Below are 24,078 nucleotides of genomic sequence, written 5' to 3'. Positions count from 1 at the left end.
GCGGGAGACCGCGTGACCACGGGATCCGGCGACCCCGGCAACTACGCGGCGGCCCGGCTGCGCCTCCTGGACCGGGAGGTGCGGCCCGGGCCGCCGCGCCGCCGGGCCCTGTCCGACCTCACCGACGCCTGGCTCGCCTCGCTCCTGGGCGGCGCGGGCGAGGGGGTCGCGCTCGTGGCCGTCGGCGGCTACGGCCGCGGGGAACTCTCCCCGCGCAGCGATCTGGACCTGCTGCTGCTGCACACCGGCCGCGACACGCGCGAGGTCGCCGCCCTCGCCGACCGCCTCTGGTACCCCGTGTGGGACCTGGGGATCGCCCTGGACCACTCGGTGCGCACCCCGGGCGAGGCCGAACGGGCCGCGGCCGGCGACCTCAGGGTGCAGCTCGGGCTGCTCGACGCCCGGCACGTCGCCGGAGACCCGGAGATCACCGCCGCCCTGCGCACCCGGATGCTCGCCCGCTGGCGCACCGGCGCCCACCGGCTGCTGCCCGAGCTGCGCGAGGCGGTCCGGGAGCGCGCCCACCGCCACGGCGAGCTGCGCTTCCTCCTCGAACCCGATCTGAAGGAGGCCCGCGGCGGCCTGCGCGACGCCACCGCCCTGCGCGCGGTGGCCGCCTCCTGGCTGGCCGACGCGCCCCGCGAAGGGCTGGACGAGGCCCACCGCACCCTCCTCGACGTACGCGACGCCCTCCACCTGGGCACCGGCCGCGCCACCGACCGGCTCGCCCTCCAGGACCAGGACCAGATCGCCGCCGCACTCGCCCTGCCGGACGCGGACGCACTGCTGCGCCGCGTCTACGAGGCGGCCCGGGTGATCTCCTACGCCTGCGACGTCACCTGGCGCGAGGTCGACCGGGTGCTGGGCGCCCGCCGGCTCCGCCCGGGGCGCGGGCGGCGGACGCGCACCCCGCTGGCCGAGGGCGTCGTCGTGCAGGACGGCGAGGTGGTGCTCGCCCGGACCGCGCGCCCCGAGCGCGACCCCGTACTGCCGCTGCGCGCCGCGGCGGCGGCCGCCCAGGCCGGGCTGCCGCCGTCGCGCCCCGCCCTGCGGAGGCTGGCCGCCGTGGCCCCGCCGCTTCCGGTGCCCTGGCCGGCCGAGGCCCGCGAGGAGTTCGCCACCCTCCTGGGGGCGGGCGAGGCCGCCGTCGGGGTGTGGGAGGCGCTGGAGGCGGAAGGCCTGGTCACCGCCTGGCTGCCCGAGTGGGAATGGGTGCGCTGCCGCCCGCAGCGCAACCCCGTGCACCGCTGGACCGTCGACCGCCACCTGATCGAGACCGCGGTACGGGCCGGCGCTTACGTCCGCCGCGTGCGCCGTCCCGACCTGCTGCTGGTCGCCGCGCTGCTGCACGACATCGGCAAGGGGCGGCCCGGCGACCACAGCGTCGCGGGCGAGGCCGCCGTGCGCGGCATGGCCGCCCGGATGGGCTTCGACGCCGCCGACACCGCGACCCTGGCCACCGTCGTACGCCACCATCTGCTGCTGGCCGAGACCGCCACCCGGCGCGACCTGGACGACCCGGCCACCGTACGCACCGTGGCCGATGCCGTCGGAGGCGCCGGGACCCTGGAGCTGCTGCACGCGCTCACCGAGGCCGACGCCCTGGCCACCGGGCCCGCGGCCTGGTCGGCCTGGCGCGCGGGACTCGTGGCCGATCTGGTGAGACGGACCGGCGCGGTGCTGGCGGGGGAGGCGGCAGGGACCGCGGAGGCGGTGGGGGAGCGGGAGCGTCCCGCCTCCCGGCCCGCCGCCGGGACCGAACGGCTGGCCGCGGAGGCGCGGCGCACCGGCGGGCCGGTGCTCTCCCTGCGCGCCCGGGCCGAGACCCCGGCCGGGGCGGACCTGGCCGACCGGACCGGCCGGGCGGGCCCTGCCGAGGGGGGCACGGGCCCGGAGCCGGTGGGCGCCGAACTGCTCGTCGCCCTGCCCGATCAGCCCGGCGTACTGCCCGCCGCGGCCGGCGTACTGGCCCTGCACCGGCTGACCGTACGCGCCGCCGACCTGCGCACCGTCGACCCGCTCGGCGAGGGACGGGTGCTGCTGCTGAGCTGGCGGGTGGCCGCCGAGTACGGACCGCTGCCGCAGGCCGCCCGGCTCCGCGCCGACCTGGCGCGCGCCCTGGAGGGCTCGCTGGACATCCCCGCCCGGCTCGCCGAGCGCGAGCGGGCCCACCTGGGCCGCGCCCGCCGGCGCGGAGCCGGTGCCCCGCCGCCGAAGGTGACCGTCGCCCCGGCCGGGTCACGGCTGGCGACGGTCATCGAGGTGCGCGCCCAGGACGCCCCGGGGCTGCTGTACCGCATCGGACGGGCCCTGGAGGACGCCGGCGTCACCGTGCGCAGCGCCCGCGTCGGCACCCTGGGCGCCAACGCGGTGGACGCCTTCTACGTCACCGGACCCGACGGCGCCCCGCTGCCGCCGCGCGAGGCCGCCTGCCTCGCGGCGGAACTGGAGCGGGCCCTGGGCGGCTGACCGGACCGCGGACGGGCGGATACTCTTGGAGGTCGACCGCCGACACCGCCACCAACGCGAAGGATCCGCGACCGACGTGTTCGACACTCTCTCCGATCGCCTCACAGCGACGTTCAAGAACCTCAGGGGCAAGGGCCGTCTGAGCGAGGCGGACATCGACGCCACGGCGCGCGAGATCCGTATCGCCCTGCTGGAGGCGGATGTCGCACTGCCCGTGGTGCGGGCCTTCATCAAGCAGGTCAAGGAGCGCGCCCTCGGCGCCGAGGTCTCCAAGGCCCTGAACCCGGCCCAGCAGGTCATCAAGATCGTCAACGAGGAGCTGATCGGCATCCTCGGAGGCGAGACCCGCCGTCTGCGGTTCGCCAAGAACCCGCCGACGGTGATCATGCTCGCCGGTCTGCAGGGCGCGGGCAAGACCACGCTCGCGGGCAAGCTGGGCCGCTGGCTCAAGGCGCAGGGCCACACCCCGCTGCTGGTCGCCTGCGACCTGCAGCGCCCCAACGCCGTCAACCAGCTCACCGTCGTCGCCGAACGCGCGGGCGTGGGCATCTACGCGCCCGAGCCGGGCAACGGCGTCGGCGACCCGGTGAAGGTCGCCGAGGACTCCATCGAGTACGCCCGCGCCAAGCAGTACGACGTCGTCGTCGTCGACACCGCCGGCCGTCTGGGCATCGACGCCGAGATGATGCGGCAGGCCGCCGACATCCGCGACGCCGTCCGCCCCGACGAGACCCTCTTCGTCGTCGACGCCATGATCGGCCAGGACGCGGTCAACACCGCCGAGGCGTTCCGCGACGGCGTCGGCTTCGACGGCGTGGTGCTCTCCAAGCTCGACGGCGACGCCCGCGGCGGCGCGGCCCTGTCGATCGCGCACGTCACCGGCCGCCAGATCATGTTCGCCTCCAACGGCGAGAAGCTGGACGACTTCGACGCGTTCCACCCGGACCGCATGGCGTCCCGCATCCTGGGCATGGGCGACGTCCTCAGCCTCATCGAGAAGGCCGAGCAGACCTTCAGCCGGCAAGAGGCCGAGCAGATGGCCGCCAAGCTGGCCAAGGGCCCCAAGGAGTTCACCCTCGACGACTTCCTGGCCCAGATGGAGCAGGTCCGCAAGATGGGCTCCATCTCCAAGCTGCTGGGGATGATGCCCGGCATGGGGCAGATCCGGGAGCAGATCAACGACATCGACGAGCGCGACGTGGACCGCACCGCCGCGATCATCAAGTCGATGACCCCGGCCGAGCGCACCGACCCCACGATCATCAACGGCTCGCGGCGGGCCCGTATCGCCCGCGGCTCCGGCGTGGACGTCAGTGCGGTGAAGAACCTCGTGGAGCGCTTCTTCGAGGCCCGCAAGATGATGTCCCGCATGGCCCAGGGCGGCGGCATGCCGGGGATGCCGGGCATGCCGGGGATGGGCGGCGCTGCCCGGAAGAAGGGCAAGCAGCAGAAGAAGGCCAGGGGCAAGCAGCGCTCGGGCAACCCGATGAAGCGCAAGGCCGAGGAGCAGGCCGTGGCCGAGCGCCGCGCCGCGGGCCAGGGCGGCGCCTTCGGGCTGCCCGGCGGCCAGGGGCCGGAGGACTTCGAGCTGCCCCAGGAGTTCAAGGACATGCTCCCGCCCAAGTGACCGGCCGGTGACGCGGGCCGCCCGTACGGCCGGGCGGGCCGGGCGGGCCGGGCGGGCAGCACGCGCGCGGAGGGGCGGCGCCGGGACCGTGAAGGGCCCGGCGCCGCCCCTCCGCGCGTTCGCCGCCCGCCCGGCCCGCCCGCGGTCGGCGGCACCCTCAGGTCATGGCGACCACGTAGCGGAACAGGTTCTGCATCCACACGGTGCCGTCCGGCCGTACGTGCGGGCGCAGCGCCTCGGCCAGTTCCTTGGCGACCTGCTCCTCGTCCGTCGCCCGGACGGCCGCGTCGTACAGACCGGTCGAGACCAGCCCGCGCACCGCGCTGTCCAGATCGGCGTAGCCGAAGGGGCACGCCACCCGGCCCGAGCCGTCGGGGCGCAGCCCGGCCCGCCGCGCCAGGTCCTCCAGATCGTCCCGGCCGCCCGGCCGCCAGCACCGGCCCGCCGCGCGCTCCGGCTCGGCCAGGCGCTGGGCCACCCGCAGCGCGGGGCCGCGGCGCACCGCTCGGCCCCCAGCCCGCCAGCACCACCGGCACGCCCCGGCCGGCCGCCTGGGCCACCCGGGCGAGCACGGCGGCGTCGGGCAGGGCGTCGAAGGCGGTCACCAGCGTCGGGGGCGGCCCCTCGCGCAGGGCCGCGCCGTCCGGTCCGCCGTCCGGCCCGCCCGGCAGCACCCGCGCGGTCCAGTGCCGCGCGCCCCACTGCGGCTCCGGCAGCAGCCGCTGCCGGGCCAGCTCCAGGCGTGCCTCGTCGGTGTCCGTCCCCGTGACGGTCGCGCCCCGGGCCGCCGCCATCACCAGCGCCAGGCCCGAGCCGCAGCCCAGACCCAGCACATGGGAGTGCCGTCCGACCTCGAACCGCTCGTATACCGCCTCGTAGAGCGGAACCAGCATCCGTTCCTGAATCTCCGCCCAGTCCCGGGCGGGCCGCGGGAGGTGCCGCTGTGCGAGCGTGGGTGCCATCGCAACATCCCCATTCCGATGGAAGGATCGCCGGATAACCGGCCGCCGTCTCGTCCCCCGAGAGGTCCTGAAGTCCCCGAAAGCCAGGGAACTGCGCATCTGTCCCCGAGTCCAGAGGGGCGCCGGGGTGTTTCCACCCGCGCTTGCCCGCGCGCACTCCTACGTTCCCCCGGCAGTCCGGTTCACGCATCCGCAGCAGACCGCCGTAACATGCGCGGCATGGCAAAGGCTCCCGTGCTCACCCCCCAGGCGGAGGACTTCCCGCGCTGGTACCAGGACGTGATCAACAAGGCCGAGCTGGCCGACAACGGGCCGGTGCGCGGCACCATGGTCATCCGACCGTACGGGTACGGGCTCTGGGAGCGGATGCAGCGGGAGATGGACGCCCGCATCAAGGCCGCGGGCGCCGACAACGCCTACTTCCCCCTGTTCATCCCGCAGTCCTACCTGACCAGGGAGGCCGAGCACGTCGAGGGCTTCGCCCCCGAGCTGGCGGTCGTCACGCACGGCGGCGGCAAGGAGCTGGAGGAGCCGGTGGTCGTCCGGCCCACCTCCGAGACGATCATCAACGAGTACTTCTCGAAGTGGGTGCAGAGCTACCGGGACCTGCCCCTGCTGATCAACCAGTGGGCCAACGTGGTGCGCTGGGAAATGCGTCCGAGGGTCTTCCTGCGAACGAGTGAGTTCCTGTGGCAGGAGGGGCACACCGCCCACGCCACCTACGAGGAAGCACGCGACTACGCCGCCCGCGTCCACCGCGAGGTCTACGCCGACTTCATGGAGAACGTCCTGGCCATGGACGTCGTGCTGGGCCGCAAGACCCCCAGGGAGCGCTTCGCGGGCGCCATCAACACCCTCACCCTGGAGGGCATGATGGGCGACGGCAAGGCCCTGCAGATGGGCACCAGCCATGAGCTGGGCCAGAACTTCGCCAAGGCGTTCGACACCCGCTACCTGTCGAAGGACGGCGGGCGGGAGCTGGTCTGGCAGACCTCCTGGGGCACCTCCACCCGCATGGTCGGCGGCCTGATCATGATGCACGGCGACGACGGCGGGCTGCGGATCCCGCCGCGCCTGGCCCCCGTCCAGGCCGTCGTCCTGGCCATCAAGGGCGACGACGCGGTGCTGGCCAAGGCCCGCGAGGTCGGCGACCGGCTCGCCGCGGCCGGTGTCCGGGTGAAGGTGGACGACCGCACCGACACCCCCTTCGGCCGCCGGGCGGTGGACTGGGAGCTCAAGGGCGTGCCGCTGCGCGTCGAGATCGGCCCGCGCGACCTGGAGAGCGGCACCGCGATGCTGGTCCGCCGCATCGCGGGGGGCAAGGAACCGGTGGCGGTCGACGCCCTGGCCGAGCTGTGCCCGAGGATCCTGGAGGAGGACCAGGCGCTGCTGCTGCGCCGGTCCCGCGAGCGCCGCGAGGCCCGCACCTCGGACGTGCGGACGGTGGAGGAGGCCGCCGAGGCCGCCGCCGGCGGCGGCTGGGCCCGCATCCCCTGGGCCGACCTGGGCCCGGAGGGCGAGGCGAGGCTCGCGGAGCAGTCCGTCACGGTGCGCTGCCTGGTCGGCGAGGACGGGTCGGTACCCGAGTCCGACGACGCCCCCGGTACGGTGGCCGTGGTCGCCCGCGCCTACTGAGGCGCCCCGTGACGCCCCCCGCCCCGGCCGGTCCCCGCCCGGGGCGGGTCCTCCCGGATCGGCATACCCGTCCCGTCGGCGCGCATCAACCTGAACTGACTGGTAGGTGCAAATTATTTGGGATGCCCCGTAATCGGAACACCGGGACACTCTGGCTCGTTGTGCACGACGTGAGCACGACACCACCTGTACTCGCCGCCGAGCTGGCGCTCGCGTGGGCCGACATCCAACGGCACCACCCGGAGCTGCCCGACCTGGCCGCGCCCGAATCGCTGATCGGGGAGTCGTCGTCCGCCTGCGGCGCCGAGCTCTCCTTCGAACGGCTGCTGCACGAGGCCGTCCACGGGATCGCCGCCGCCCGCGGAGTCCGGGACACCTCGCGCGCCGGCCGCTACCACAACCGCCGCTTCCTGGCGATCGCCGAGGAACTGGGCCTGGATCACTCGGAGGAGCCGCATCCGAGCAGCGGCTTCTCGCTGGTCGTGATGAAGCCCGAGACCAGAAGGCGCTACCGGCCCACCATCGAGCGGCTGCAGCGCGCCCTGCGTGCCCACAGCGCCGCCACCGCCACCGACACCTCCCGCGCCTTCCGCGGCCCCGCCGCGCGGCACGGTTCGTCGGGCGGCGGGGTGCGGGTCAAGGCCGTGTGCGACTGCGGGCGCAACGTCCGGGTCGTCCCGTCCGTACTGGCCCAGGCGCCGATCATGTGCGGGGCCTGCGGGAAGCCGTTCCGCATCCCGGACAAGGAGAAGGAGGCGGTCGGGGTGGGCTGAGGCACCGCGGACCCGCGCCGGACGGGGCCGGGGGGCCGGCTGCCCCCGCGGGGGTGCGGCGCAAGAGGTGTGGCACAATGGGCGGCTGTACTCGACAGCCGCACAGGACCCCTCTCTCCTCCGGCTGACGCGTCCACTCGGACACTCGGGTACCACAACCCCACGTGGCATCCCGCCGTGTCCAACCACGCCAAAGACCAGGAGACACCACAGCCGTGGCAGTCAAGATCAAGCTGAAGCGACTGGGCAAGATCCGTTCGCCTCACTACCGCATCATCGTCGCCGACTCCCGTACCCGTCGCGACGGCCGGGCCATCGAGGAGATCGGTCTGTATCACCCGGTGCAGAACCCCTCTCGCATCGAGGTCGACTCGGAGCGCGTCCAGTACTGGCTGGGTGTCGGCGCGCAGCCGACCGAGCCGGTCCTGGCCATCCTGAAGGTCACCGGCGACTGGCAGAAGTTCAAGGGTCTGCCGGCCCCGGAGCCGATGAAGGTCGCCGAGCCCAAGGCCGACAAGCGCGCCCTCTTCGAGGCCGCCGCCAAGGAGTCGGCGGACGAGCCCAAGGGTGAGGCCATCACCCAGAAGGCGAAGAAGGCCGACAAGAAGGCGGACGAGGCCGAGGCCGCCGCCGAGTCGACCGAGGCGTGACCATGCTGGAAGAGGCCCTCGACCATCTGGTGAAGGGCATCGTCGACCACCCCGACGAGGTGCAGGTCGCCTCCCGCAACCTGCGTCGCGGGCGCGTGCTGGAGGTCCGGGTCCACCCCGACGACCTCGGCAAGGTGATCGGCCGCAACGGCCGCACCGCACGCGCGCTGCGCACCGTCGTGGGAGCTCTCGGCGGGCGGGGAGTCCGCGTCGACCTCGTCGACGTGGACCAGGTCCGCTGAGGGCCGCAGCAGACAACGCAGAGCACCGGCACGGGCCGGGGCGGCACCGCCGCCCCCGGCCCGTGCCGTGACCGCCGCCGTGCGCGGACCGAGCGCGGGGCGGCACAAGGGAACCGGCGAGAACCTGGAGTGACGAGCAGTGCAGCTGGTAGTCGCGCGCATCGGCCGTGCCCACGGGATCAAGGGCGAGGTCACGGTGGAGGTGCGCACCGATGAACCCGAGGTGCGCCTCGCCCCCGGCGCGGTCCTGGCCACCGACCCCGCCTCCGCAGGGCCCCTGACCATCGAGTCCGGGCGCGTCCACAGCGGCCGGCTGCTGCTGCGCTTCGCGGGCGTGGGGGACCGCACCGCCGCCGAGGCGCTGCGCAACACCCTGCTGATCGCCGAGGTCGACCCGGAGGAGACCCCCGAGGACCCCGACGAGTACTACGACCACCAGCTGATCGACCTCGACGTCGTCACCCGTGACGGAACGCCCGTCGGCCGGATCGAGGAGATCGCCCACCTGCCCCACCAGGATCTGCTCGTGGTGCGCAGGGCCGATGGCGGCGAGGTGCTCGTCCCCTTCGTCGGTGAGATCGTCCCCGAGATCGACCTGGAAGGGCAGCGGGCCGTCATCGACCCGCCGCCGGGACTCATCGACGACCGTGCCGAGATCGCCGGATCCCGCACCGGGAGCGGCGCGGAGGACGGCGGGGACGGCAAGGACGGCAAGGACAGCGGGGACGGCGCCTGATGCGGATCGACGTCGTCACGATCTTCCCCGAGTACCTGGAGCCGCTCGACGTCTCCCTGGTGGGCAAGGCACGCGCCCGCGGCCTGCTCGACGTACGCGTCCACGACCTGCGGCAGTGGACCCACGACCGGCACAACACCGTCGACGACACCCCCTACGGCGGCGGCCCCGGCATGGTCATGAAGCCCGAGCCGTGGGGCGAGGCGCTGGACTCGGTCATCGCCTCGGGCGCGGACGGGCAGGAGGGGGGACCGGTCCTGGTCGTCCCCACCCCCAGCGGCAGTCCGTTCACCCAGGAGACCGCCGTCGAACTGGCCGCCGAGCCGTGGCTGGTCTTCACCCCCGCCCGCTACGAGGGCATCGACCGCCGCGTCATCGAGGAGTACGGCGAGCGCCTGCGGGTGCGCGAGCTGTCCATCGGCGACTACGTGCTGGCCGGCGGCGAGGCGCCCGTCCTGGTCATGGTGGAGGCCGTCGCCCGGCTGCTGCCCGGGGTCCTGGGCAACGCCGAGTCCCACCGCGACGACTCCTTCGCGCCCGGGGCCATGGCCGACCTGCTGGAGGGCCCCGTCTACACCAAGCCGCCGGTGTGGCGCGGCCGGGACATCCCCGAGGTGCTGCTCAGCGGCCACCACGGCAGGATCGCCCGCTGGCGCCGGGACCAGGCGTTCCGCCGCACCGTGCGCTACCGCCCGGACCTGATCGAGAGATGCGACCCCGCGGCGCTGGACGCCGACGACCGCAGGCTGCTCGCCGAGCTGGGCTGGGCCGAGCGGCCCGACGGCCGATTTGGGCCCGTGGCCGGGGGCGTGGAAGAATAGGCCGCTGCCTCGCGTCCGGCGCGCGACCCTGCCACAGGGGGACCAACGCCCGACCGGTACGGCGGCTCACCGAACCCAACGAACGATTCCGCCGATGACCTGTGGCATCGGCGAGGAAAGCAGACGGTCATGCACCTTCTCGACAGCGTCGACTCCGCCTCGCTGCGCAGCGACATCCCCAGCTTCCGCCCCGGCGACACCGTCAACGTCCACGTGCGCGTCATCGAGGGCAACCGCTCCCGTGTGCAGCAGTTCAAGGGTGTCGTCATCCGCCGCCAGGGCTCCGGCGTCCGCGAGACCTTCACCGTCCGCAAGGTCAGCTTCAGCGTCGGCGTGGAGCGCACCTTCCCGGTGCACACCCCGGTCGTCGAGAAGATCGAGGTCGTCACCCGCGGTGACGTCCGCCGCGCCAAGCTGTACTACCTGCGCGAGCTGCGCGGCAAGGCCGCCAAGATCAAGGAGAAGCGCGAGCGCTGATCCGCGGCCGGCCCGCGCGGCGGAGCACCGGGCGCCCCGGCGTCCCCCGCACCGCCCGCGGGATACGGCCCCCGCGCCGCTGTCCGCACCGGTGTCCGCCGCGCCGCCGGGTTAGGCTCTCGGCTCGATGAACACCGACGAACAGCACACGCGATCCACGGAGCGCGACCGCTCCCCCTCCCCCGTAAGGGGAGGGGGACGCCGGTCGCGTTTCGTGCGTCCGGGGGCCGCGGCCGCCGCGGTCGCCGTGCTGCTCCTGCTGGTCCACACGTTCGCGGCGGAACCCTTCCGCATTCCGAGCGGCTCCATGGGGAACACCCTCAAAGCGGGCGACCGCGTCCTGGCGAACAAGCTGGCGTACCGATTCGGCAACCTTCCGGCGCGCGGAGACGTTGTGGTGTTCGACGGCACCGGTTCGTTCGACCGGGAGCCGTCGCGGGGGACCGACTACGTCAAGCGGGTCGTCGGAGTCGGCGGAGACAGGGTCAGGTGCTGCGACGAGCGGGGGAGGATCGAGGTGAACGGCGAACCGGTGGACGAGGCCTACCTGTATCCCGGCGACCGGCCCTCGGCCGTCCCGTTCGACATCGCGGTCCCCGAGGGGCGGCTGTGGGTGATGGGCGACCACCGCTCCCGGTCGAGCGATTCCCGGGACCACCTCGGAGCCCCCGGCGGCGGCACCGTACCGGTGGAGAGGGTCATCGGGCGGGCCGACTGGATCGTCTGGCCGGCCGGCCGCTGGACCTCCCTGCGGGGCCGTGATGGGTAGGCGCGGACGGCCGCGCGGCGGCGGGCGGGGAGCCGCGCACGGTGGCGGCACGCCGGAGCCCAGGACCACGCTGCGCGGTCCCGGCGAGGGCCGGGCCGACCGGCGGCGCGCCGCCAAGCGGATCAGGAGGCGCCGACGGCTGTCGGTGACCAAGGAGATACCCATCCTGGTGGGCGTCGCACTGCTGATCGCACTGGTGCTCAAGACGTTCCTGGTACAGGCGTTCGTCATCCCCTCCGGTTCGATGGAGCAGACGATCAAGATCGACGACCGGGTGCTGGTGGACAAGCTGACACCCTGGTTCGGCGCGCGCCCCGAACGCGGTGACGTGGTGGTCTTCAAGGACCCCGGGGGCTGGCTGCCGCCGGGGGAGGAGCCGGAGCGGGACGACCCCGTGGGCATCAAGCAGGGCAGGCAGTTCCTGACCTTCATCGGACTGCTGCCCTCCGCCGAGGAGCAGGACCTGATCAAGCGGGTCATCGGCATCGGCGGGGACACCGTCGTGTGCTGTGACGAGGACGGCCGGGTGACGGTCAACGGCACACCGCTGAACGAGCCGTACCTCCACCCGGGCAACGCGCCCTCGCAGATGCGCTTCGAGGTGAAGGTGCCCGAGAACCGCATCTTCGTGATGGGCGACCACCGCTCCAACTCCGCCGACTCCCGCTACCACCTCCAGGACCCGGGGAAGGGGACCATTCCCGAGAGCCTGGTGGTGGGCAAGGCCGTGGTGATCGCCTGGCCCTACGCCCACTGGCGGCGGCTGGAGGAGCCCGAGACCTACGCGTCGGTACCGGATCCGCGCGGCGAAACCGCCACCGCGACCGCGGGCGCCGACAATGGCGGTGACGATGACATGGTGCGCATCCCGAGCCCTGCGGAACTCCCGCTCGTTATGGGAGTGGCAGGCGTGGGTCTGCACAGGCTGAGGCGCGGGCTGCAGCGCGGTAAGAGCGGTATCGGTGTGAGGAGTGGATGTGGGGGACGTGGCGGTCGGGGCGCGGTCCGACGCGGACGGGCCCGAGCGGCGGGCCGACGACGAGCCCGTGGAGCGCGGTGAGGAGACGGCCGCGGGCCCGGACAGCGGAGAGAGAGTGACGGAAAAGAAGCAGCGCTCCTTCCTGAAGGAACTGCCCATCCTCATCGGCATCGCGCTGCTGCTGGCTCTGGGGATCAAGACGTTCCTGCTGCAGGCGTTCTCCATCCCCTCCGACTCGATGCAGAACACCCTCCAGCGGGGCGACCGGGTGCTGGTGGACAAGCTGACGCCCTGGTTCGGGGCCGAGCCCGAGCGCGGCGAGGTCGTCGTCTTCCACGACCCGGGCGGCTGGCTCGACGAGTCGGTCCGGCAGGACACCAACGTGTTCCAGGACTTCATGAGCTTCATCGGTCTGATGCCCTCGGCCGAGGAGCAGGATCTGATCAAGCGGGTCATCGCGGTCGGCGGCGACACCGTGGCGTGCGAGAAGAACGGTCCCGTCACGGTCAACGGCAAGGCCCTGGAGGAGGGGTCCTACATCTACCCCGGCGACTCCCCCTGCGGCAGCGAGGGTTTCGGCCCGGTCAAGGTCCCCGAGGACCGGATCTGGGTGATGGGCGACCACCGTTCCAACTCCCTGGACTCCCGTTTCCACCAGCAGCTCCCCGGACAGGGGACGGTGCCCGTGGACGATGTCGTGGGGCGGGCCGTCGTCAAGGCGTGGCCGATCGACCGCTGGGGCACCCTCCCGGTGCCCGACACCTTCGCCGAGCAGGGCCTGGCCGCGGCTCCCGCGGCGCTGGGCCTGGTGGGCGCGGTGCCGCTGGTGATGTGGCGGCGGCGCCTGAGGGCCAGGGCCGCGGAAGGGGCGACCGGAGCGCCCGGGGCGGCGGGACCGTCCGGGACGGCGTCCGGAGCCGCGAGCGGGACGGACGGGCGGGCCGCACACTGACCCGGGAGCGTACCCGGAGGTAGGGTGCGGCGCAGACCGTCGCTGGACCCAGACCTTCCGGGAGCGTGAGTGAGCAGAGCCGAACGTACCGGGGGAGGCCCCGGCCGTCTGGGCCAGGTGCTGTCGTCGGCGGCCGTGGCGATCGGCTGCGTCCTCTTCCTGGGCGGTTTCGCCTGGGCCGCCGTCCTGTACCAGCCCTATGTCGTGCCCACCGACTCCATGGCGCCCACCGTCGAGGCCGGGGACCGGGTGCTGGCCGAGCGCATCGACGGCGACGAGGTCCGGCGCGGCGACGTCGTCGTCTTCCTCGACCCGCTGTGGGGCAACATGCCGGTGATCAAGCGCGTCGTCGGCGTCGGCGGCGACACCGTGAAGTGCTGCGACGGGCAGGGGAAGCTGACCGTCAACGGCGATCCCGTCGACGAGCCGTACCGGCTGGAGCGCGAGAGGGCCTCCTTCGCCACCTTCGAGGCCTCCGTGCCCGAGGGGCAGCTCTTCCTCCTCGGCGACCACCGGGAGGGATCACTGGACTCGCGCACGCACCTGGAGGACGCCAACAACGGCTCCGTGCCCAGGGAGGCGGTGACGGGCCGGGTCGACGCCACCGTCTGGCCGCCGGGTCACGCGGGCATGGTCGAGCGCCCCGCCGGTTTCGCGGACCTGCCAGGCGGGATCTCCCGGCCGGGGCCGCTGGGCCCCGCCCTGGCGGCGATCGGGGCCGGTGCCCTGCTGATCTTCGGCGGCGCCGGGTACGGGGCGATCGGCTCGGTCCGCGGCAAGCGTGCCAGGCTGACGCACAATGGGGGAACGCACGGCTGAAGGGGAACACGCCATGAGCGCCGAGGACCTCGAGAAGTACGAGACCGAGATGGAGCTGAAGCTCTACCGGGAGTACCGGGACGTCGTCGGTTTGTTCAGGTACGTGATCGAGACCGAACGCCGTTTCTACCTCACCAACGACTACGAGATGCAGGTGCACTCGGTCCAGGGCGAGGTCTTCTTCGAGGTCTCGATGGCCGACGCCTGGGTGTGGGACATGTACCGGCCGGCCCGTTTCGTCAAACAGGTGAGGGTGCTCACCTTCAAGGACGTGAACATCGAGGAGCTGAACAAGAGCGATCTGGACCTGCCCGAGGACTCCGACTTCAAGAGGTGAGCCCGGAGCCGGCCGCCGGTCCGTCAATGCCGCACCTGCTGATACCTCGTACGAGTGAGCGAGATGTCCACAACCGGCCGGTAGTCCACCGAACCGGACCATGATCACCCAACCGCCTCCCCAGCCGCCACAGTCGGCCCCGGAGGTGGTACCGATGAACGGCAGGAACGCACTCGGGCGCTACGGCGAGGACCTGGCCGCCCGGCGGCTGCGCGAGATGGGCATGGCCGTACTCGAACGGAACTGGCGCTGCCGCGACGGCGAGATCGACATCGTCGCCCGGGACGCCGACGCACTCGTCGTCTGCGAGGTCAAGACACGCCGGGCCGGACCTTACGAGCACCCGATGTCGGCCGTGACCCCGCGCAAGGCCGAGCGGCTGCGCAGACTCGCCTCCCGCTGGCTCGGCGAACGCTGGCTCGCCCGGTACGGCCGTCCGCCGACCGGAGGCGTACGCATCGACCTCATCGGCGTCGTCCTGCCCGAGCGCGGCGCCCCCCGGGTGCAGCACGTGAGGGGGGTGGCCTGACATGGGCTTCGCCCGTACCTGCTCGGTCGCCCTCGTGGGCGTCGAGGGCGTGGTCGTCGAGGTCCAGGCCGATCTCGAACCGGGGCTGGCCACCTTCACCCTCGTCGGCCTGCCCGACAAGAGCCTGGTGGAGAGCCGCGACCGGGTCAGGGCCGCGGTCGTCAACTCCGGTGTCGACTGGCCCCAGAAGAAACTCACCGTCGGACTCAGCCCCGCCTCGGTACCCAAGAGCGGCAGCGGATTCGACCTCGCGGTCGCCTGCGCGGTGCTCGGAGCCGCCGAACGGATCGACCCCCGCGAACTCACCGGACTGGTGATGATCGGCGAACTGGGCCTCGACGGGCGCGTCCGGCCCGTCCGCGGCGTCCTGCCCGCGGTCCTGGCCGCCGCGGACGCCGGATACCGCCAGGTCGTGGTCGCCGAGCAGACCGCCTCCGAGGCCGCACTGGTCCCCGGCGTCTCCGTCCTCGGCGTCCGCTCCCTGCGCCAGCTCGTCGCCGTCCTCACCGACGCGCCCGTCCCCGACGAGGAGGGCCCGGACGAGCACGGCGCCGGCGCCACCATGCTCGCCGGCCTCGCCGTGCCCGGCGCGGGCGGAGGGATCGCGGGGCTGGGCGGCGAACGCCGGGTGGACCTCGCAGAGGTCGCCGGCCAGAGAGCCGCCCGCAGAGCGCTGGAGGTGGCCGCCGCGGGGCGCCACCACGTCTTCTTCAAGGGCCCGCCGGGAGCGGGCAAGACCATGCTCGCCGAACGGCTCCCCGGGCTGCTGCCACCGCTCACCCCGAAGGAGGCGCTGGAGGTCACCGCCGTCCACTCCGTCGCCGGGGCGCTGCCGCCCGGCCAGCCGCTGGTCGAGCGGCCTCCCTACTGCGCCCCGCACCACTCGGCCACCACCGCGTCCCTGGTGGGCGGCGGCAGCGGTCTGCCCCGGCCCGGAGCGGTGTCCCTCGCCCATCACGGCGTCCTCTTCATGGACGAAGCGGCCGAATGCAGCGCACGGGTGCTCGACGCGCTGCGCCAGCCGCTGGAGTCGGGGCAGGTCGTCGTGGCCCGGGCCCAGGGCATGATGCGCATGCCCGCGCGCTTCCTGCTCGTCCTCGCCGCCAACCCGTGCCCCTGCGGCCGGCACGGTTCCCGGAGCGGCGGCTGCGAGTGCAGGCCCTCGTCGGTCAGGCGCTATCGCGCGCGGCTCTCCGGGCCCCTGCTGGACCGCGTCGACCTCCGGGTCACGGTCGAGCCCGTCACCCGCTCCGAGCTGACGGCCCCCGGCGCCCGCTCCGAGCCCACCGAGACCGTGGCCGCTCGGGTGCGCGCCGCACGCGAGCGCGCCGCCGCCCGCTACGCCGGCACGCCCTGGCACACCAACAGCGAGGTCCCCGGCCACGAACTGCGCACCCGGTGGCCGGGGAGCCCGGGAGCGCTCGGCCGGGCCGAGGAGGACATGGAACGCGGCCTGCTCACCGCACGAGGCCTGGACCGCGTCCTGCGGGTCGCCTGGACCCTGGCGGACCTCGCCGGGCACGACCGGCCCACGGCCGAGGACGTGGACGGCGCGCTGGAGCTGCGCACCGGTGTGCGGCGCGGCGCGGCACTCGCCGGAGGCCGGGCGTGACCGGCCGCGAGGAGCGCGTGGCACGGGCGGCGCTCACCAGGATCGGGGAGCCCGGGGACGAGGCGATGAACCGGTGGCTCGACCGGTACGGGGCGGTGGAGACGCTCGAGGCGTTCGGGTCCGACTCCCCGCTGCCCGGCGCGTCCCGGACCCGCTGGGCCGGGCTGCGGCAGCGCGCGCGAGGGCTCGACCCCGAAGCCGACCTCGCCGCGATCGGCGGACTGGGCGGGCGTTTCGTCTGCCCCGGCGACGCCGAGTGGCCGAGCCAGCTGGACGACCTGGGCGACGGACGCCCCGTGGGCCTGTGGGTGCGCGGCAGAGCCTCGCTGCGGATGTGGGCCCTGCGCTCGGTCGCCGTCGTCGGCTCACGGGCGTGCACGGACTACGGCGCCCATGTCGCCGCCACGCTCGGCTCCAGCCTGGCCGCCCGCGGCTGGACGGTGGTCTCCGGCGCGGCGTACGGAGTGGACGGCGCCGCGCACAACGGAGCCCTGGCGGCCGGGGGAGCGACCGTCGGGGTCCTGGCCTGCGGAGTCGACATGGCCTACCCGCCGGGCAACGGCGAGCTGATCCGGCGCATCGGGGAGCGGGGACTGCTGGTCACCGAGCTGCCGCCCGGCGACCACCCCACCCGCAGCCGTTTCATCCTGCGCAACCGCGTGATCGCGGCCCTCACCCGCGGCACCGTGGTGGTGGAGGCGGAACTGCGCAGCGGCTCGCTGGTCACCGCGCGGCGGGCCCTCGGGCTGGGCAGGCTCACCATGGGCGTTCCCGGTCCGGTGACCAGCGGACTGTCGGCGGGCGTCCACCAGCTCCTGCGCGGTGAGGGCATCGTCGTCACCGACGCCGCCGAGATCGTCGAGCTGGTCGGCGCCATCGGCGAACTGGCCCCCGAGCGGCGCGGGCCCATGGTGCCGCGCGACCTGCTGTCCCCGGAGGCGGCGTGCGTCCTGGAGGCACTGCCCGCCCGGGGTGCGCTCGGCGTCGGGGCGGTGGCGCGCGCCGCCGCTCTCGCGGAGGACCGCGCGCTCGTCCGCCTCCAGGAACTGCAGTCACTCGGGTTCCTCGAACGCAACGGTGACCACTGGCAGTTGGCCAGAGTGACCAACCAACACACCAACAGGTGACGAGGCGGTCCTTGACCTGGGTCGATCGAGTGAAAGGGTGAGAGGCATGATCGCTGAACGCTTCATTCCGTATGGCCCGGCCGCGCCGTTCCGGCCACCCGGGTAACCCCGGGGTGCGGGCAGCGGAACGTATCTGCGTATGCCCGGTCGACCGCTCCTCGCGCTGAGCGATGCCGCGGTCACGCTACGCTCCCAAGGTTCCCGACCCCTCCGTACGCCCACCGGCGTCAGCGCACAGATCACGGCAGAACGGCTCAAGACGACGCATGCCCCATCACATCCCCGGGCCCGACCGCACGGCCACGGCAGAACCGACTGCGGCCGACGGCGCCGCACGCCCTGCCCCGCCCGGATCGCTCGACGAACTGTGGCGGTCGTACAAGTGCACGGGCGACGAGCGGCTGAGGGAGCAGTTGATCCTCCACTACTCACCCCTGGTCAAATACGTGGCCGGGCGCGTCAGCGTCGGCCTGCCCGCCAACGTGGAGCAGGCCGACTTCGTCTCCTCCGGGGTGTTCGGGCTGATCGACGCCATCGAGAAGTTCGATCCGAGCCGCTCGATCAAGTTCGAGACCTACGCCATCACCCGCATCCGCGGAGCCATGATCGACGAGCTGCGGGCGCTCGACTGGATCCCCCGCTCCGTACGGCAGAAGGCCCGCGCGTTCGAGCGCGCCCACGCCGCGCTGGAGGCGACGCTGCGGCGCACACCCTCCGAGGCCGAGGTCGCGGACGAGATGGGGATCCCGCTGGAGGAGCTCCACGGCATCTTCAGCCGGCTGCCGCTGGCCAACGTGGTCGCCCTGGAGGAGGTGCTCCACAGCGGCGCGGAGGGAGGCGACCGGCTGAGCCTCATGGACACCCTCGAGGACACGGCCGCCGACAACCCCGTCGAGATCGCCGAGGACCGCGAGCTGCGGCGGCTGCTGGCCCGAGCGGTCAACACCCTGCCCGAGCGCGAGAAGACCGTGGTGACCCTCTACTACTACGAAGGGCTCACCCTCGCCGAGATCGGGCAGGTGCTCGGAGTCACCGAGAGCAGGGTCAGCCAGATCCACACCAAGTCCGTACTGCAGCTTCGAGCCAAGCTCGCCGATGTCGGTCGCTGAACCGCCACCGCCCTCCCTACAGTGGGACACGTGCCCAGGATTCGAGCGGCCTCCGTGGCCGAGCACCGGACGATGCAGCGCGACGCCCTGCTGGAGGCAGCACGGTCCCTGCTGTCCGAGGGCGGCACGGAGGCACTGACCTTCCCCGCGCTGGCGGCCCGCACGGGACTGGCGCGCTCGTCCGTCTACGAGTACTTCCGCTCCCGCGCCGCCGTCGTCGAGGAGCTGTGCGCCGTCGACTTCCCCGTCTGGGCGGCGGAGGTGGAGGACGCCATGGAGCGGGCCGACACCCCCCAGGCGAAGGTGGAGGCCTATGTACGGCGGCAGCTGGCGCTGGCCGGCGACCGGCGCCACCGTGCCGTCGTGGCCATCTCGGCAGGCGAGCTGGACCCCGGCGCCCGGGAGAAGATCCGTGCGGCCCACGGCGGACTGATCACCATGGTGGTGGAGGTCCTCGCGGCTCTCGGTCACGACGAGCCGCGGCTGACGGCCACCCTGCTGCAGGGCGTCGTGGACGCCGCGGTCCGCCGTATGGAGCTGGGCGCGGCCGAGGACCCGGACCGGATCACGCGGGCCGCCGTGTCGATGGCGCTCCATGGTGTCGCGGGCTGAATCCCCTCCCCCACCCCACCCCACCTGCTTTCCCTCCGGGCGCATGCGCGCCCGCCGTCCCCGCCGGCGCGCCCCGGGCGGGCGGCACACGCCTTCGGCGGGCCCGCCGGATCCAGCGGGACGCGGAAGGCGTACCGGCGGCGGCGAGAGAGCGCCGGCGGGCGTCCGGGGCGCGGACGGCCGTCGAACGCCGCGGTTCAAGGGGGCGGTTCCTCCGGGCGGAGCCGGACGTGCCGGCGCCGGGCCCAGGACGCGGCCACCGCCAGGACCAGCGCCGCACCCACTCCGGACACGCCGGTGACCGGTGAGCCCCGAGCGGCTGCCGTCCGCATCGCGTCGCCCCGCCGTCTTCCCGGGTCCGCAGGAAGCGGAACCCCCAGCACGGGAAGGAGCCGGGAGGGACCGCGGTCGAGCAGGGAGAGCGGATCCAGGTAGGCGTCACCGCGGCGCAGCCCCCAGTGCAGACACCCCGCCGGGCAGTGGAAGCCGTCCCGCTCCAGCACGCCCACCACATCCCCCGCCGCGACCCGGTCGCCCTCGCGCACCCGCGCGCCGACCGGCTCGTACGTCGTACGCAGCGGAGGGAACCCCGTGCCCGCGAGCTCGACCGAGACCACCCCGCGCCCGGCGACCTCCCCCGCGAACGAGACCCGGCCCGCGGCCACCGCGCGCACCGGCTCCCCGGGACGAGCCGCCAGGTCCACGCCGCGGTGGCCGGCCGACCACCGTTCGGGCGGGGGGTCCCAGCCGCGCCCTACCGCCCCCGGCACCGGTCTGACCCGGCCGGAGCCGGACGGGAGGTCGGGCGGGCGGCCGTCCTCGGAAGCGGCACGGGCCGCAGCGGCCCCTGCCACCAGAAGCGGCAGGAGAATCGACATGCAGAACAGCAGGCGGAGTGACAGACGGAGCGGCAGCGCGGCGCGGAGTCGGCGTCCCATGAGCACAGCGTGACGCGGAGAACGGGACGGAGTTGATCTCGGGCGAGGACTGTGGAGTACCGGCCGGTTGTGGACAACCGCGTCACCCGGTCCGGGGATGGCACCGCCCGCCGCGGCGGTGTCCGCAACCCATGCGTGTCGCCCGCCGCTTCCCCGGTCCCGTACACTTCTGGTGCGATCCGGGTCACCGGATCGACTTCGCACGCCCCGCCACCCTCCACAGGCGGCCGCGCACCTCGGTCCTCGAAGACGGTCTTCAATCCGTGAACTTCGCAGGCAAGCGCGTCGGGGCGTCAGGAGCGGCGGCCGTCCGGTCGCCGTGTACAACCGAGTGATCCAAGGAGATACGGCCATGGCCGTCGTCACGATGCGGGAGCTGCTGGAGAGCGGCGTCCACTTCGGGCACCAGACCCGCCGCTGGAACCCGAAGATGAAGCGCTTCATCTTCACCGAGCGCAACGGCATCTACATCATCGACCTGCTCCAGTCGCTGTCGTACATCGACCGCGCCTACGAGTTCGTCAAGGAGACCGTCGCCCACGGCGGCTCCATCATGTTCGTCGGCACCAAGAAGCAGGCCCAGGAGGCCATCGCCGAGCAGGCCACGCGCGTGGGCATGCCCTACGTCAACCAGCGCTGGCTCGGCGGCATGCTGACCAACTTCTCGACCGTCCACAAGCGCCTGCAGCGCCTGAAGGAGCTCGAGCAGATCGACTTCGAGGACGTGGCCGCCTCGGGCCTCACCAAGAAGGAGCTCCTGGTCCTCTCCCGCGAGAAGGCCAAGCTGGAGAAGACCCTCGGCGGTATCCGCGACATGCAGAAGGTGCCCAGCGCCGTCTGGATCGTGGACACCAAGAAGGAGCACATCGCCGTCGGTGAGGCGCGCAAGCTCAACATCCCGGTCGTCGCGATCCTCGACACCAACTGCGACCCGGACGAGGTCGACTACAAGATCCCGGGCAACGACGACGCGATCCGCTCCGTCACCCTGCTCACCCGTGTGATCGCCGACGCCGTCGCCGAGGGCCTCATCGCCCGCTCCGGCGCCGCCGGCGAGGGCAAGGGCGAGAAGGCCGCCGGCGAGCCGCTCGCCGAGTGGGAGCGCGAGCTGCTCGAGGGCGACGCCCAGAAGGCCGCCGAGTCCAAGGAGGAGGGCGAGGCCCAGGCCCCGGCCGCCGCCGAGGAGCAGGCCGCCCCCGCCGAGGAGCAGGCCGCCCCCGCCGAGGACGAGAAGCCGGCCGAGCAGGCCTGACCGACGCCGCAGGTGGTACGGCCGGGGGCAGTGCCATGAGCGCCGCCCCCGGCCGCATGCCCGTCCCGTAGATCGATCCATCCTCATCGACTTTTCGAGAAGAGATTCACCGACCATGGCGAACTACACCGCCGCTGACGTCAAGAAGCTCCGCGAGCTCACCGGCGCCGGCATGATGGACTGCAAGAAGGCGCTGGACGAGGCCGAGGGCAACGTCGACAAGGCCGTCGAGATCCTGCGCGTCAAGGGCCAGAAGGGCGTTGCCAAGCGCGAGTCCCGCACTGCCGAGAACGGCGCCGTCGTCTCCCTGATCGCCGACGACAAGAAGTCCGGTGTGCTGGTCGAGCTCAAGTGCGAGACCGACTTCGTGGCCAAGGGCGAGAAGTTCCTCGCCGTGGCCGACGCCATCGCCGCCCACGTCGCCGCCACCTCCCCGGCCGACATCGAGGCGCTGCTCGCCTCCGAGATCGAGTCCGGCAAGACCGTGCGGACGTACGTGGACGAGGCCAACGCCACCCTCGGCGAGAAGATCGTCCTCGACCGGTTCGCGCAGTTCTCCGGCGGCTACGTGGCCGCCTACATGCACCGCACCAGCCCGGACCTGCCTCCGCAGGTCGGTGTCCTGGTCGAGCTGGAGCAGGAGAACGCCGAGGTCGCCAAGGACGTCGCGCAGCACATCGCCGCGTTCGCCCCGAAGTTCCTCTCCCGCGAGGACGTCCCGGAGGAGACCGTCGCCAACGAGCGCCGCGTCGCCGAGGCCACCGCGCGCGAGGAGGGCAAGCCCGAGCAGGCCCTGCCGAAGATCGTCGAGGGCCGCGTGAACGGCTTCTTCAAGGAGAACTGCCTCCTGGACCAGCCCTTCGCCAAGGACAACAAGAAGTCCGTCCAGAAGGTCCTGGGCGAGGCCGGTGTCACGCTGAAGCGCTTCGCCCGCTTCCGCGTCGGCGCCTGACCCGTACGCCCGCTCCCGGTTAGGGTCGGGGTACGGGGGCCCGTCCCGGTGCGTCGCGCACTGAGCGCAGGCGCGTACGGACCGGACGACCGCAGTTGTGACGAGGAGGCCATTGCCGCTTTCGGGGACCGAGAGGAACCACCGGCAATGGCCTCCTCACGCGTGTGCACGAGGAGATCCGCATGAAACAGGGCAACGACCCCGGAGGCAAAGCCTCCGACAAGGACCGCGACCGCCGCCGCTTCCTGCTGAAGCTCTCCGGTGAGGCGTTCGCCGGCGGTGGAGGGCTCGGAGTCGACCCCGACGTCGTGCACAAGGTCGCCCGCGAGATCGCAGCCGTGGTCCGCGACGGCGCCGAGATCGCCGTCGTCATCGGCGGCGGCAACTTCTTCCGCGGTGCCGAGCTCCAGCAGCGCGGCATGGACCGGGCCCGGTCCGACTACATGGGCATGCTCGGCACGGTCATGAACTGCCTCGCTCTCCAGGACTTCCTGGAGAAGGAGGGCATCGACTCCCGTGTGCAGACCGCCATCACCATGGGGCAGGTCGCCGAGCCGTACATCCCGCTGCGCGCCGTGCGGCACCTGGAGAAGGGGCGCGTGGTCATCTTCGGTGCGGGCATGGGCATGCCGTACTTCTCCACCGACACCACCGCCGCCCAGCGCGCCCTGGAGATCGACGCCGAGGCGCTGCTGATGGGCAAGAACGGCGTGGACGGCGTCTACGACTCCGACCCGGCCACCAACCCCGACGCGGTGAAGTTCGACGCCCTGGAGTACGGCGAGGTCATCGCCCGCGAGCTGAGGGTGGCCGACGCCACCGCCATCACCCTCTGCCGCGACAACAAGCTCCCGATCCTGGTCTTCGAGCTGCTGGCGGAGGGGAATATCGCCAGGGCGGTCCGGGGTGAGAAGATCGGCACACTGGTGAGCGACCAGGGCTCCCGGGCCTGACGCCGACGGCGGACACGAAACGACGTCCGTACGGGAGCCGCGGTACACGGCACCGTACGGCAACTCCGTGCCGCACGATGGGCACGGTACGGGGATGGACAACAGCCTGCCGGTCGGACACCGTGCAGGAATCAGGGCTTTCCGGCTCAATTCATCGAACCAGGAGCACGTGGTGATCGAAGAGACCCTCCTCGAGGCCGAGGAGAAGATGGAGAAGGCGGTCGTCGTCGCCAAGGAGGACTTCGCCGCGATCCGCACCGGCCGTGCGCACCCGGCGATGTTCAACAAGATCGTGGCCGACTACTACGGCGCGATGACCCCGATCAACCAGCTCGCGTCGTTCTCGGTGCCCGAGCCGCGCATGGCCGTGGTCACCCCGTTCGACAAGAGCGCGCTGCGCAACATCGAGCAGGCCATCCGTGACTCCGACCTCGGCGTCAACCCCTCCAACGACGGCAACATCATCCGCGTCGTCTTCCCGGAGCTGACCGAGCAGCGCCGCCGGGAGTACATCAAGGTCGCCAAGGGCAAGGCCGAGGACGCCAAGATCTCCATCCGCAGCGTCCGGCGCAAGGCCAAGGAGGCCATCGACAAGGCGATCAAGGACGGCGACATCGGCGAGGACGAGGGCCGCCGCGCCGAGAAGGAGCTCGACGACACCACCTCCAAGTACGTCACGCAGGTGGACGAACTGCTCAAGCACAAGGAAGCCGAGCTTCTCGAGGTCTGAGGTTTTCGAGGCTGCG

General features: G+C 72.9%; 24 protein-coding genes and 1 pseudogene. 23 read left to right on the top strand and 2 right to left on the bottom strand.

Annotated elements, in window-relative coordinates; genetic code table 11:
• Positions 1-12 precede the first annotated feature (12 nt).
• Complete coding sequence (locus QPK52_RS07040; protein ID WP_410536208.1) at positions 13-2,469, top strand: [protein-PII] uridylyltransferase; 2,457 nt, start codon at positions 13-15, stop codon at positions 2,467-2,469.
• A gap of 76 nt (positions 2,470-2,545) precedes the next feature.
• Positions 2,546-4,096 carry a signal recognition particle protein gene (gene ffh / locus QPK52_RS07035; RefSeq protein WP_410536206.1) on the top strand — a complete coding sequence of 517 codons (1,551 nt, stop codon included), beginning with the start codon at positions 2,546-2,548 and terminating at the stop codon, positions 4,094-4,096.
• 157 nt (positions 4,097-4,253) lie between these two features.
• On the opposite strand, the pseudogene QPK52_RS07030 reads toward ffh, so the two are convergent.
• Positions 4,254-5,058 (bottom strand): annotated as a pseudogene (locus QPK52_RS07030) (methyltransferase domain-containing protein).
• 219 nt (positions 5,059-5,277) lie between these two features.
• Here QPK52_RS07030 and proS point away from each other — a divergent pair.
• The 17 genes from proS (at position 5,278) to QPK52_RS06945 (ending at position 19,237) form a co-directional block, all read left to right on the top strand.
• Positions 5,278-6,693: a proline--tRNA ligase gene (gene proS / locus QPK52_RS07025; RefSeq protein WP_410536204.1), complete on the top strand. Its 1,416-nt coding sequence runs from the start codon at positions 5,278-5,280 to the stop codon at positions 6,691-6,693.
• A gap of 122 nt (positions 6,694-6,815) precedes the next feature.
• Positions 6,816-7,466: a hypothetical protein gene (locus QPK52_RS07020; RefSeq protein ID WP_410536202.1), complete on the top strand. Its 651-nt coding sequence runs from the start codon at positions 6,816-6,818 to the stop codon at positions 7,464-7,466.
• A 215-nt stretch (positions 7,467-7,681) separates the two neighbouring features.
• On the top strand, positions 7,682-8,116 hold the full coding sequence (gene rpsP, locus QPK52_RS07015) for a 30S ribosomal protein S16 (protein WP_093662131.1): 435 nt from the start codon (positions 7,682-7,684) through the stop codon (positions 8,114-8,116).
• Positions 8,117-8,118: 2 nt separating this feature from the next.
• Entirely contained in the window at positions 8,119-8,358 is a 240-nt protein-coding gene (locus QPK52_RS07010) for an RNA-binding protein (protein WP_093662133.1), read from the top strand.
• Positions 8,359-8,497: 139 nt separating this feature from the next.
• The gene (gene rimM / locus QPK52_RS07005; protein WP_410536200.1) at positions 8,498-9,094 is read left to right on the top strand and encodes a ribosome maturation factor RimM; all 597 of its coding nucleotides are present in this window, start codon (positions 8,498-8,500) and stop codon (positions 9,092-9,094) included.
• A complete protein-coding gene (gene trmD, locus QPK52_RS07000) occupies positions 9,094-9,915 on the top strand; it encodes a tRNA (guanosine(37)-N1)-methyltransferase TrmD (protein ID WP_410536198.1) in 822 nt (273 codons plus the stop codon). Before rimM ends, trmD begins: the two co-directional genes overlap by 1 nt.
• Before the next feature lie 129 nt (positions 9,916-10,044).
• On the top strand, positions 10,045-10,392 hold the full coding sequence (rplS, locus tag QPK52_RS06995) for a 50S ribosomal protein L19 (RefSeq protein ID WP_093662139.1): 348 nt from the start codon (positions 10,045-10,047) through the stop codon (positions 10,390-10,392).
• 127 nt (positions 10,393-10,519) lie between these two features.
• The gene (gene lepB / locus QPK52_RS06990; protein WP_410536196.1) at positions 10,520-11,161 is read left to right on the top strand and encodes a signal peptidase I; all 642 of its coding nucleotides are present in this window, start codon (positions 10,520-10,522) and stop codon (positions 11,159-11,161) included.
• Positions 11,154-12,221: a signal peptidase I gene (gene lepB / locus QPK52_RS06985; protein ID WP_410536194.1), complete on the top strand. Its 1,068-nt coding sequence runs from the start codon at positions 11,154-11,156 to the stop codon at positions 12,219-12,221. The genes lepB (QPK52_RS06990) and lepB (QPK52_RS06985) overlap by 8 nt, the downstream gene beginning before the upstream one ends.
• On the top strand, positions 12,148-13,092 hold the full coding sequence (lepB, locus tag QPK52_RS06980) for a signal peptidase I (protein WP_410540242.1): 945 nt from the start codon (positions 12,148-12,150) through the stop codon (positions 13,090-13,092). The genes lepB (QPK52_RS06985) and lepB (QPK52_RS06980) overlap by 74 nt, the downstream gene beginning before the upstream one ends.
• 69 nt (positions 13,093-13,161) lie before the next feature.
• A complete protein-coding gene (lepB, locus tag QPK52_RS06975; RefSeq protein ID WP_410536192.1) occupies positions 13,162-13,911 on the top strand; it encodes a signal peptidase I in 750 nt (249 codons plus the stop codon).
• 13 nt (positions 13,912-13,924) lie between these two features.
• Positions 13,925-14,248 carry a DUF2469 domain-containing protein gene (locus QPK52_RS06970; RefSeq protein WP_093662147.1) on the top strand — a complete coding sequence of 108 codons (324 nt, stop codon included), beginning with the start codon at positions 13,925-13,927 and terminating at the stop codon, positions 14,246-14,248.
• Between the two features lie 154 nt (positions 14,249-14,402).
• The gene (locus QPK52_RS06965) at positions 14,403-14,777 is read left to right on the top strand and encodes a YraN family protein (RefSeq protein WP_410536190.1); all 375 of its coding nucleotides are present in this window, start codon (positions 14,403-14,405) and stop codon (positions 14,775-14,777) included.
• A gap of 1 nt (position 14,778) precedes the next feature.
• Complete coding sequence (locus QPK52_RS06960; RefSeq protein ID WP_410536188.1) at positions 14,779-16,389, top strand: YifB family Mg chelatase-like AAA ATPase; 1,611 nt, start codon at positions 14,779-14,781, stop codon at positions 16,387-16,389.
• Positions 16,386-17,516: a DNA-processing protein DprA gene (gene dprA / locus QPK52_RS06955; protein WP_410536186.1), complete on the top strand. Its 1,131-nt coding sequence runs from the start codon at positions 16,386-16,388 to the stop codon at positions 17,514-17,516. The genes QPK52_RS06960 and dprA overlap by 4 nt, the downstream gene beginning before the upstream one ends.
• Before the next feature lie 266 nt (positions 17,517-17,782).
• On the top strand, positions 17,783-18,625 hold the full coding sequence (gene whiG / locus QPK52_RS06950) for an RNA polymerase sigma factor WhiG (protein WP_410536184.1): 843 nt from the start codon (positions 17,783-17,785) through the stop codon (positions 18,623-18,625).
• Between the two features lie 54 nt (positions 18,626-18,679).
• Positions 18,680-19,237 (top strand): TetR/AcrR family transcriptional regulator, encoded by a 558-nt coding sequence (locus tag QPK52_RS06945; RefSeq protein WP_410540241.1) that lies wholly within the window; start codon positions 18,680-18,682, stop codon positions 19,235-19,237.
• A gap of 197 nt (positions 19,238-19,434) precedes the next feature.
• Here QPK52_RS06945 and QPK52_RS06940 read toward each other — a convergent pair whose 3' ends face one another.
• The gene (locus tag QPK52_RS06940) at positions 19,435-20,175 is read right to left on the bottom strand and encodes a murein hydrolase activator EnvC family protein (protein WP_410536183.1); all 741 of its coding nucleotides are present in this window, start codon (positions 20,173-20,175) and stop codon (positions 19,435-19,437) included.
• A gap of 352 nt (positions 20,176-20,527) precedes the next feature.
• Between QPK52_RS06940 and rpsB the strand changes: the two genes are divergently transcribed.
• The 4 genes from rpsB to frr all read left to right on the top strand — a co-directional run bounded on the left by rpsB (position 20,528) and on the right by frr (position 24,062).
• Complete coding sequence (gene rpsB / locus QPK52_RS06935) at positions 20,528-21,427, top strand: 30S ribosomal protein S2 (protein WP_410536181.1); 900 nt, start codon at positions 20,528-20,530, stop codon at positions 21,425-21,427.
• Positions 21,428-21,542: 115 nt separating this feature from the next.
• The gene (gene tsf, locus QPK52_RS06930; RefSeq protein WP_093662159.1) at positions 21,543-22,379 is read left to right on the top strand and encodes a translation elongation factor Ts; all 837 of its coding nucleotides are present in this window, start codon (positions 21,543-21,545) and stop codon (positions 22,377-22,379) included.
• A gap of 182 nt (positions 22,380-22,561) precedes the next feature.
• The gene (gene pyrH / locus QPK52_RS06925) at positions 22,562-23,332 is read left to right on the top strand and encodes a UMP kinase (protein WP_410536179.1); all 771 of its coding nucleotides are present in this window, start codon (positions 22,562-22,564) and stop codon (positions 23,330-23,332) included.
• A 172-nt stretch (positions 23,333-23,504) separates the two neighbouring features.
• Positions 23,505-24,062, top strand: a complete 558-nt coding sequence (gene frr, locus QPK52_RS06920; protein WP_093662313.1) for a ribosome recycling factor — start codon at positions 23,505-23,507, stop codon at positions 24,060-24,062.
• Positions 24,063-24,078: the final 16 nt, after the last annotated feature.

Origin of the sequence: Streptomyces sp. KL2 (assembly GCF_046529545.1) — a bacterium.
Classification (GTDB): Bacteria; Actinomycetota; Actinomycetes; order Streptomycetales; family Streptomycetaceae; genus Streptomyces; species Streptomyces radiopugnans.
Note: the sequence above shows the minus strand (reverse complement) of the source record. Positions and strands in the feature narration are given on the sequence as shown.